9 protein-coding genes are annotated in these 10,264 nt (G+C 68.8%); 7 read left to right on the top strand and 2 right to left on the bottom strand.

What is annotated here, in order from left to right; all coding sequences use genetic code 11:
- The first annotated feature begins 776 nt into the window (after positions 1-776).
- From AC07AB_RS39785 to AC07AB_RS39755, 7 genes are all read left to right on the top strand, one after another.
- Positions 777-1,115, top strand: a complete 339-nt coding sequence (locus AC07AB_RS39785; protein ID WP_478577514.1) for a hypothetical protein — start codon at positions 777-779, stop codon at positions 1,113-1,115.
- Positions 1,115-1,891 (top strand): hypothetical protein, encoded by a 777-nt coding sequence (locus AC07AB_RS39780; protein WP_478577511.1) that lies wholly within the window; start codon positions 1,115-1,117, stop codon positions 1,889-1,891. Before AC07AB_RS39785 ends, AC07AB_RS39780 begins: the two co-directional genes overlap by 1 nt.
- Positions 1,891-3,180, top strand: coding sequence for a hypothetical protein (locus tag AC07AB_RS39775; protein ID WP_478577508.1), 1,290 nt, complete (start codon positions 1,891-1,893; stop codon positions 3,178-3,180). The genes AC07AB_RS39780 and AC07AB_RS39775 overlap by 1 nt, the downstream gene beginning before the upstream one ends.
- The gene (locus AC07AB_RS39770) at positions 3,177-3,953 is read left to right on the top strand and encodes a TatD family hydrolase (protein ID WP_478577505.1); all 777 of its coding nucleotides are present in this window, start codon (positions 3,177-3,179) and stop codon (positions 3,951-3,953) included. The genes AC07AB_RS39775 and AC07AB_RS39770 overlap by 4 nt, the downstream gene beginning before the upstream one ends.
- Positions 3,954-5,206: 1,253 nt before the next feature.
- Positions 5,207-7,267 (top strand): DnaB-like helicase C-terminal domain-containing protein, encoded by a 2,061-nt coding sequence (locus AC07AB_RS39765; protein ID WP_478577503.1) that lies wholly within the window; start codon positions 5,207-5,209, stop codon positions 7,265-7,267.
- A complete protein-coding gene (locus AC07AB_RS39760; protein ID WP_478577502.1) occupies positions 7,268-7,888 on the top strand; it encodes a hypothetical protein in 621 nt (206 codons plus the stop codon). It abuts the gene before it with no gap.
- Positions 7,889-8,278: 390 nt separating this feature from the next.
- Entirely contained in the window at positions 8,279-8,578 is a 300-nt protein-coding gene (locus AC07AB_RS39755) for a hypothetical protein (protein WP_478577499.1), read from the top strand.
- A 164-nt stretch (positions 8,579-8,742) separates the two neighbouring features.
- On the opposite strand, the gene AC07AB_RS39750 is transcribed toward AC07AB_RS39755, so the two are convergent.
- Positions 8,743-8,913, bottom strand: coding sequence for a hypothetical protein (locus AC07AB_RS39750; RefSeq protein WP_478577497.1), 171 nt, complete (start codon positions 8,911-8,913; stop codon positions 8,743-8,745).
- 83 nt (positions 8,914-8,996) lie between these two features.
- Positions 8,997-9,422 carry an NAD(P)H-dependent flavin oxidoreductase gene (locus AC07AB_RS39745; RefSeq protein ID WP_478577494.1) on the bottom strand — a complete coding sequence of 142 codons (426 nt, stop codon included), beginning with the start codon at positions 9,420-9,422 and terminating at the stop codon, positions 8,997-8,999.
- Positions 9,423-10,264 lie beyond the last annotated feature (842 nt).

Below are 10,264 nucleotides of genomic sequence, written 5' to 3'. Positions count from 1 at the left end.
CCCACCACCATCGGGATACCGCATACCTCCGGCTTACCGCACACGACCTCAACCGTCAGCAGGGCCAGAACCCCCACAGTTAATGATCTCTAGCGTTCCGTCCATGCCACGAAGCAAACCCAGCGCTGCCGACAGGGAGTTACAGGACCGGGCACGAGCCTCCGGCCATCCCGTCAGCGCGAGTCAGCTCGAACGCTGGCGCAGGCGCGGCCTGTTGCCGCAGCCTTCCCGTATCTACCTGGGCCGCCACGGCAGCATGTCGGTGTACCCCGCTTACACCGGTGACCTGGTCTGCGCCCTGGCCCGTCACCGGGCGCCTGGCCGAAAGAGCGACGACCTGGCGCTGCTCGCCTTCTTCGATGGAGCGCAGGTCCCCGAGCCCGCTCTCAAACTGGCGATCGCGCGCACGTACTTTGCGCGACGCCGCCGGCACGAAGACGCCGCCTCACGGCTGGCGGCACGAGTGCCGGACGGCTGGGCGGAGGAACTGGGCGCCGTCTACGAAGCCGCGGAAGCAGATGCACACCTCGACATTGACAAAGGCGGCCGCGCGATACGCCAGATGCGCATCAACCTGCGCCGCCTGCCCGGACTTGCCCGGGCATCGCGAGAGGACCTGGACGAGCGGCTGGTGGGCGTACTGGTAGGACCTGGCCCCCTACCTCTACCTGGCGGCTGCGTTCTCCGGCGAGCAGCTTCTCGACGCCGGACTGCCGGGCCGGCTGCGGGACATCGCGGCCAACCTGCTGTCCACCGCGCGCTTCGACCAGCACCGGGTGACCGACGCTGACATCGAAGCACTCGGTGAGGACGACGCCCTGAGCCTGGTCGAGTACCTCGGCCGGGCAGGCCGGGACCGCCCGGCCGAACAGAGCGCGGCCGTGCGTGGCCTGGTCCGTATCGTCACCGCCTACCCGGCCACCGTCGAACGGGCCGCTCGACTCCTGCAGTCCGTCCCGGCCGGCGAACTGGAGCCGGCCACCATCCTGACTCTCCCGGCCGCCGACCCCGCCTTCCGCAGCGTGCTGGAGCACTGGAAGACCCATGCCCCGGCCGACCATGCCCGGATCGCGCGCACCCTAGAGCACGCCCTGAGCACAGGAAGCCGCCCCTGATGGGCACCAAGGGCTCCTACACCGGAAACGGCACACCGGCCAGCAAACAGCTGCAGCACAACATCACCCAGTGGCTCGACGCCCTGGCCGGCTCTGGCCCCGGCGCACCCCCGCCCCAGCTCAATGCGGACCAACTGGCCCCCGCCCTGGGCCTGTTCCGGCGCTTCGGCGGCCACGCCGACGGCCCCGGCGGCGGCGCGGGCGGAGCGCCCGGCGACGCCGGAGGCCGCACCGGGGGAGGGGCACAGCGCACCGTCGCTCAGTCCTCCCGCACGGCCGGCCGCGCCGCGGCCGCGGCCTACGCCTATCGCACCGGCAACGAGCAGGCCCTGCAGGAACTCGGCCTCGACTACGCGGAACTGCAGGCCGTAGCCGACGACCCGATCGACTGGGCCCGTCGCATCGTGGAGGCCGCCTGCGGGCCACTCGCCGACGGCACCATCGAGGACGAGGAGCGCCGCTTCGTCGCCAGCGAAGTGGCCCAGTGGGTCCTGGAGGCCGGCACCGACAGCACACCCCCCAACCCTGAGGAAGTCGTCCGGGAAACCCTGGCCCTGACCATCTCCGAAGCGATCCTCGGCGAAGCCGCCTCGAAGATGAACGACGGCTCCCGCCCCGCCTGGGCCACCGCCGACGGTGAACGCCAAATCCGCGAAACCGCACGCGCCCTGGTCGACCGAGCCCCCCTGACGATCACCGGCCCCAGTACCGCCGAGATCACCCGAGCCGTCGAAGAAGGCATCGAGACGATGCGGTCCATCTGGATGGAGCCCTGATGCCCGCCTACACCCTGCGCCTGGACGCCGACACCTCCCGACCCGAGCCCGACGGCACCACCACCTTCTGGTGGCCACCCGGCCCGGGCGGCTCCTTCGTCTCCACCCTCGGACCATGCCTGGGAGCACTGGGCCCCGTCCCCGAACCCAACATCGAACTGGTCCGCCTCGCCGCGCTGGTCTATGCCGCCGACCGCACCACCCGCCGCCGCGCCAACCGCTCCAACTGGACCCAACGCACCTTCGAACTGGACGTACCCGTCTACGCCCCGGCCCGCTGGAACGCAGTGCGGGAACGCCTCGAAACCCTCCTGGGCTTCCTCTCCGGAGACCGCTGGTCGATCCGCTTCCACCACACCGCCACCCCACAAGAAACCATCCACGACACCCCGTATCCCGGAATACGGCGCGTGGTCCTCCTCAGCGGCGGCGCCGACTCGGCGGTCGGCGCCCTGCACTCCCGCCACGGCCTCGGGCCAGAGCAGCACCTGCTGCTCTCCCACGTCGGCGCCACCACCCTCGCCCCCATCCAGCGCGCCGTCGCCGACGACATAGCCCACCTCATCGACGGCCCCCCGCAGTCCCACCAGCCGCTGCGGTTCTCCCGCAAAAGCCATCAGCCCACCGGGACGAAACTGTCCAATGAGTACTCCACCCGCACCCGCTCCCTGCTCTTCCTCGCCCTGGGCCTGGCCGCCGCATCGGTGGAGAAGGTGCCGCTGTGGATCCCGGAGAACGGCTTCGCCTCTCTCAACGTGCCACTCACCCCCGACCAGCGCGGCGCCGTGTCCACCCGCACCACCCACCCCCTGTTCCTGCAGACCCTGGCCGCCATCGCCCACGACGCCGGAGCCCACGCTGTCATCCACAACCCCTTCGCCGACCGCACCAAGGGCGAGATGTTCACCCTGGCCGCCGGATTCGTCGGCACCGGCGCGGCCTCGCGGCTGCTCAGCAGCACCCACTCCTGCGCCCACACCGGGCACCGCACCCACCGCATCCCCGTACGTACGCACTGCGGCGTGTGCTTCGGCTGCCTGCTGCGCCGCGCCTCCTTCCGCGCCGCCCAGCTCGAGGACACCACCGACTACCTCCACACTCGCCACGACGCACACCTCAGCGCCTACCTGGCCGACAAGTCGGTCGAACCCTCATTGCGCACCTTCCTCGCCCGCGGCCTGCGCCCAGCCGACATCACCACCCTGAACCTGCCCTCCGACTACCCCACCCGCCAGGCCTACGAGCTGTGCCGGCGGGGTGTCGCGGAACTGGAGCTGCTGTACCCATGAGGACGACCGCACTGCCGCCGCTGGACCTGCACGCACACATCGACACCAGCGTCCCGGCCGACGACCTCGACGGCCTGGGTGCTGTTGTCTTCGCGGCCACCCGCTCCCTGCCCGAGGCCGCCCGAGCGGTCGAGCGGCACGACGAGCGCATCATCTGGGGGGTAGGCGCCCACCCCGGACTCGCCCGCAGCCACACAGGCTTCGACCTCGACACCTTCACTCAGCTGATCGACCGCACACCGCTAGTCAGCGAGATCGGACTCGACGGCAAAAGCCGTGTCCCGATCGACCGTCAGCAGGCCACCCTGCGCAGTGTCCTGGATGTGCTCACCCGCACTCCGCGCATCGCCAGCATCCACAGCTACGCAGCCTGCGAGCAGGTGCTGGACGAGCTGGAACGCTCCCTGGCCCCCGGCATGATCCTCCACTGGTGGCTGGGCGACCCGGCACAGACTGCCCGCGCCGTCCGTCTGGGCTGCTACTTCTCCGTCAACGCCTCTGCCGCACGCAAGACCGCTCTGCTGCAGGCCATCCCTCTCGACCGGGTGCTGACCGAGACCGACCATCCCTTCGGCGACCGCAGTTCCGCTCAGCCACTGCCCGGCAACGTCGCCGCCGTGGAGCAGGCTCTCGCACGCCACCACAACATGACGCCCCGAGACATTCGCCAGGCCATGTGGCACAACCTGGCCGCCCTTGTGCGCGAAACCCGTTGCGCAGCGCAGCTCAGCCGACGCGTGCGGTCTCATCTCGCCTCGCTTCCGCCGCGATGAATAATCCCACGGGCGAGCGGCCGCGGCGAGATTCCCTCCGGCGTATCCACCGTGTCCGTACGACGGCCCCTGTGATCAACCGCTTCCCCAACCTCAATGTGGCCAGGTGCGGTCTGACGCCCCTGTGGCGGTAGCCCTTCGGACTCGAGCGGCGTCCCGCTGCCAGTAGGTGGCAGGTTCTGCCATGCCGCGCGCCCTCACCTCACCCTGACGGAGGGCTGAGATGTAGCTCCAACCTCGGCGTTACAAAAACGTCGGTGCGGTACATAATCCTGGCAGACCTTATGTACCGTCAGATATGGTGAGGTGTTAGCGGTACAAATTCTGGTGTCGGCCGCTCCCTACCTGCTGCCAGGCCACCGCGGTGAACTGCTTGCCGACCTACCCCCCATAACTCGCTGGCCGCTTCTGCTCTAGGAGTCTTCCGGGTGACCTCCCCGCACTCATCCCACACCGCCGGTGAGGCGTCGTCCGGCGCTGCCGTACCGGACGAGCCCGCCGCAGCTCCGACACGCCCGGCCCCGTACTGGGCAGGCCACTGGCCCATGAGCTTTTCGGCATCTCCCGCCCCCTCCGCAGAAGCCGAGACGAGCGCCTCGGACATCGGTCGCCGACACGAGCAGGACAGTCAATCCGATTCAGCGCAGGATCTGGTGGGCGAGCAAGAAGCGGCCGCGACCGCTGCGGAAGCGGAAACCCCACAGGCTCAGGCGCCGGCTGTCCCGACGACGCTGCACGAGGCCCGCGGCGCACTCCGACAGATGATCGACGCCGCCATCGCGGGGCACCCCACACCCCTGACCCGTGGCTCGCACCATGCACTGCTCAGCAGCCCCGCCCACGCAACCGAGTTGGGCTGGGATCTCACCCAAGCTTCCATCCACAGCATTGCAGAGGCCCGCAAAAGGCTCGGAGACCTGATCCAGGATGGCGCCGAAGGTCGCCCCCAAGTGCTGCGCCGCCACCGCACCCCCGTCGCTGTCCTGCTCCCCGCAGCCACGGACGGAACCCCCACTCCGCCCGTGCCTCAGGCCGATTCCGCCCCCGACACAGCAGCCCCGGCCCCCGCCGTGTCCGAGGAGGCCCAGCAATCAGTGCAGAACCCTCCTGCGGCCACACCCGAGAGCGTCGAAGAGCCCGCCCCCGAGCCGACACCCACCGCCGCCGAAGAGGCAACCGCACCCACCACGCCTTCAGAGCCACAGCCGGATCCAGTGCCGGAACCCCAAGACGCGCCTGCACCTTCCGCCGACTTGCCGGCCGCCGACACTCCCGCCCCTGCGCCCGGCCTGCCGACACCCCAAGACCCGGTCACACCCCCAACCGCCCTTCCCGAGCAGGGCCCACTGCCCCCCACCCCCAAAACACCCGGCACCGGTCACGAGGCCGCGCCGCGCACCTCGCGACGGCTGGCCGCACTCGCCCAAGCCCTGGACACAGTTCTTCCCACCACTGCTCCCACGGGGGAAACCACGCCCACGGCCCCGACGGGCCTGTCGACGGGCATCCGCACCCTGGACGACGCCCTCGGCGGCCTCCAGCCCGGCCGCTTCTACCTCGTGGCCGCCGCGCCCGGTGCCGGATCCAGCCTGATCGCCACGGCCGCCGCACGCACCGGCGCCCTCGACCAGCAACAACCTGTCCTGTACGCCGCCTCCGGACTCACCCGCGCCGACATCGCCGCACGCATCGTCGCCGCGCACCTGCCCGTCGACTACCGCCGCCTGCGAGCCGGCCGCCTCACTCCCACCGAGCAGGACGACGCGGCAGCCCTCCACCACCACCTGGCCCAAGCCCCGCTCTACATCGACGACGGCACCGACCTCACCACCGGCGCAATCGCCGAAAGCGTTCCGGACCTGCCCGGCCTGGCCCTCATCGTGGTCGACCGCCTCCAGGCCACCGAAGACCCCCGGCTGCCGCTGTCCGGCCCGCCCCAAATCACCGATGCCGCCCAGGCCCTCGCCCACCTGGCCCGCACCCACGAACTCCCCGTCCTCGCCGCCGTCGACACCGACGACCCCCAGCTGATCGCCGCACTCAGCCTCGACATCACCATCACCCTGACCCGCAACGACGACCAGCTCCAGGCCCGCATCACCGAACGCGACCTCGGCACGCAGGCCGCCCTCACCCTCCACGCCGACCTCGCCCACGCCCGCATCACCGACCCCGCCCCAACGCCCCCCGCTGCACCCCCACAAGCCCCGCAGACACCTCTCCAGGTCCCCGCCGGCCCGCCCCCGGAACCCACGCCCACCGAGCCCGGCCCGACACCCCCTCCCGCCGCCCCACGCAGGCCCTCGCCCCGCCGCACCGCCCCGCCCGACGGCGGCTACGCCAACCGGGACTACAGCTACTTCACCGGCATGATCACCCGCGCCGTCGACGAAGCCCTCCACGACCACGACGGCGACATCACCACCGCGACCGAAGCCCTGGCGAAAAAGGCCGTACCGAACGCCATGGCCCTGTTCGAAGCGACCCGCGTCGGCGGTAATTACGAACACACCGTCTACCCGGAAACCCTCGAATTCCTCCGGAAGAAAAACAAGGACGGCGCCGACGATATCTGGGAAGGCCGCCACAACTGGACCAACACCCACCTCACGGAAGAACTCAAAAACGGCACCCACCCCCCGATCACCGTCAACGCCCTCGACACCAACGCAAGCTTCCTGTCCGCGTTCAAGACCCACCTGCCCATCGGCGCCCTGATCCACGACCCCCACGGCGGCTTCGACTCCAAACGCTCCGGCATTTACCGCCTCCCCGCCCGCCCCACCTGGCACCACCCCGACCTGCCCGACCCGATCGGTAACCGCCGCGAAGACGGCCCCGTCCTCCTCGACGACGCCACCATCCGCCTCCTCATCCGCTGCGCCCGCCTCGGCCTGTGCGAGGCCCCACACATCACCGAATGCTGGACCTCCGGCGCCAGCGAAGGCCTCCTGGAAAAATTCCGCCGCGTCCTGACCGAGGCCCGCGCCAACGCCCTCGAAGCCGACGACACGGTGACCGTTGAATACATCAAAGCCATGTACTCGAAATTCACCTCCACCATCGGAGAATCAAGCGTCAACCGCGACATCCGCCGACCCGACTGGATGCACATCATCCGCTCCCAGGCATTTGCCAACCTCTGGTACAAATCCCACCGGGCCCACAGCAACGGCCTGACCGTCGTCCGCGTCCGCGGCACCGACGAACTCCACGTGAGCGGCGACTGGCGCACCGTCTTCACCGAAGGCCGCCTCACCACCCAGATGAAACAAAAAGACCAGTACCCCCTGCCGAGGAAGAGCGCCCGATAGATGTCGACCGACGGATGGAAGAACTTCGGCAACTACGGCGCAGACCGCGATCCCGGAAACGTCCACGGGAAAATCGCCCTCGCCCGCGCCCTCGAAGACGCCCTCGAACGCCTGATCATCGACGGCGGAATCAAATCCCCGGTCGACACCCGCCGCGGCCTGAAAGCCCGCATGCGCTACCTCACCACCACCAAAGGCGGCCCCCAAGCCCTGGCCGACGCCGGCATCCACGCCACCCCCACAACGATCCGAGCCTGGACCCGCGGCACCCAACGCCCGCGCCCGGCCAACCTCGAAGCGATCGACACCGCCTACTGGAACCTGCGAGCCCACAACGTGCTTGCCAACCCCGGCGCCCTCAAGCAGCACCTCAACCGCAACGGCCGCGGCACCCGCATCGAGATCCATCCCGTAAACCAGGCAGCCGTCGACGAGCCACGCCGCCGCGACAACCTGAGGATCCAGCACCGGCAGGTCCGCTACATCTGGGACGACGCCGTCGACGCCCTCGTCGCCAGCGACCTGGCCACCATGGAAGACCTCTGGGACGACGTCATCGCCGAACTCGACTCCGACTGGGGCGCCTACACCTACGTCTCCTACATCGGCATCGGCGCCTGACCCGACCACCGACGGTCTGCGGGGGCACGCCAGTTGTGGACCTCGCCGTCTGGGCGCCAGTGGCGCAGGTGCAGTGACCTCGTCGTAGATGCCGACGGGTCAAGCCCGTCCTGGGCAAGCAGAGCGAGACGATGGGGCTGCTCAGCCGCTTTGAGGCGCTGCGCAACTCCGTGGCTCACAGCCGCGACCTGCTTCCCTTCGAGGAGGAGCTCCTGAGCGGTATCGCCGGCGAGATCCGGAACAGGGTGACCATCTACATGATCAGCCAAGACCCCACGGGGGACTACTTCGCGCGTATCGAAGGCGTCACCGACAGCCTGGGGAACTGCATCGACAACTTCCCGCAGGACCTCATGGAACATGGGGGCCTCACTCCGCACGAGAGCGGTAGTGCGCCCAGGCGACATCGTCACCTTCCGTTGCCGAGGCACCGATCCCCAGGGCCGGGAACTGGTCTGGTGGACGCTGCCCACCCGCGAAGCGGATGTCGCACACTATAAGGGCCGCGATGTTGAAATCGCCTGGCATGTCAGCAGTCTCGACGTCGCCGCACGCGTGGAGAAACACATCTACATGATGAGCACAGGCCCCCATCACCAGGTTAACGTGCCGATGGCGGAATTCGATCACAGCGCCACATTCATCTACACCGTCCTGCCCAGCGAGGATCCCGACCGTAGCGACGGCTGAGGAAACCGACGACGAAAGACCATTCTCATGCCGCCCGCCAGCCGGGCCGCTTCACGCTGACGCTCCCTGAAGCCCCGTGCCCGGTAGACGGCATCCAGAAGATCGGCGAGGTGGGCGAAAGGGCGCTCGGCGCCACCGGTGGGGGAACGGGTCATCGTCGCCGCCTACTTGCCCGCGCCGAGGCCGCCCAGCAGCAGGATTAGCGCGTGCGTGGGGCCGAGCCGGCCCCCGGCCGGAGCCAGTTCAGCCCCGGCCGCCGCGATGGCGGTACCGGGCGTGCAGGAGCAGGGCAACGGGGCCAGTGAGGCCGAGCGGGAAGCGAAAGGGTTGCTCATGGTGAGCAGGACTCCATCCTGACGGCCCTGTTCTCCCGAAGCTACGGCGAAGTGACAAGTAGCTCTCTGCTGGCCCGGGGTCATCATTCCGTGGCGAGGCGGGCGAGCGTCTGGGCGGCGGGTTCGTCGCGGGCCCGGCGGTAGCCGGTGCCGACCCACAGGTGGATCAGGTCCGTATCGCCCGCGATGGTGACCGCTCTGCGCAGCGGGGCGGTGAGGTGGTGGAGGGCCGGGGAGCCGAGTGGGGCAAGGGCCTCGTAGGTGTCCGTGAAGCGGTTGCGCAGGGCGCGGGCGGGGCGGCCGGTGAAGGCCCGGGTCAGCGTGGTGTCCGTGAATGCCGGGCTGGCCACGGCGGCCTTGTGCGGTGCGGACGCGCCGCTTTCGTGGGTGCGGAGCAGGGCGGTGCCGACCATGACGGTGTGGGCCCGGCGTGGAGAGCGGCGGTACGTGGAGACCGTGAACTTCGACGAGTGGCTCGAATCGGTGGCCGCCGGGCGCGGCATCGACATCGTCCCCGAGGTAGCGGAACGCTGCACCCCCCACCCGGCGCTGCAGTTCCTGCCGGTGACCGGCGCGCCGCCCAGCCCGGTCCGCCTCGCCGCCTTTGGGCGACTGGTCGGGTGCAGCCTGCCGGCAGGCATGAGCGTTGCACAGCGTCGCCCGAGGGCGAGGCCCGCGACGAGTCCGTCGACGCGGGCCGACAACGTTGGGAATTGCCACGGCGATGAAACCACGGGAGACACAAAGGCCCCTACCGGCCTCCCACACACCTTCCGAGAATCGACCAAATAAACCCGAGAACAAGAAAAACGAGCTCCGAATTAGGCCCTGATATTCCGCTTCGCGACACAACGATTAGCCATAATGTAACGCGAATGGATGTACCAGAAATGTACGCCACTCTCTCAGTGAGGAGTCAAAGAATCCCTCGGGGGTTTTTCAGTCACCCCTTTCAGGCATAAAATGGCCGGCAAGAGGTCCAGACCAACCTCCACTCCTCCATGACGGAGAGTAGCCGTTACATAGTTATGTGCCGACCCTCGGGAGCGTTACATAATGGGTACATATTTAGCCTGGCGGGGCGCCCGGAGGACACTTCACATGCAAGCCAGCTTCACTTTGACACCAGCAGTCGAGCGCCCCTTCGAGATAAAGATGCAGCTTAGAGGCTTAGGGGAACGCTAAATCCAAGCGATTTCGCTACTTCTATGTAACGCTAGCGGGCCGGCAGCCGTGCCCTCTCTAGCCAGCTTGTAACGCCGCGGAGCGGCGTTACATACCGTCGCGGAGCGGCGGGCAACTCTCCGTCACGTAGTGACGGCGCGTCATGTCTCCGGAGGAGACGGCGCGC

The organism is Streptomyces sp. NPDC044033 (assembly GCF_056434425.1).
Note: the sequence above shows the minus strand (reverse complement) of the source record. Positions and strands in the feature narration are given on the sequence as shown.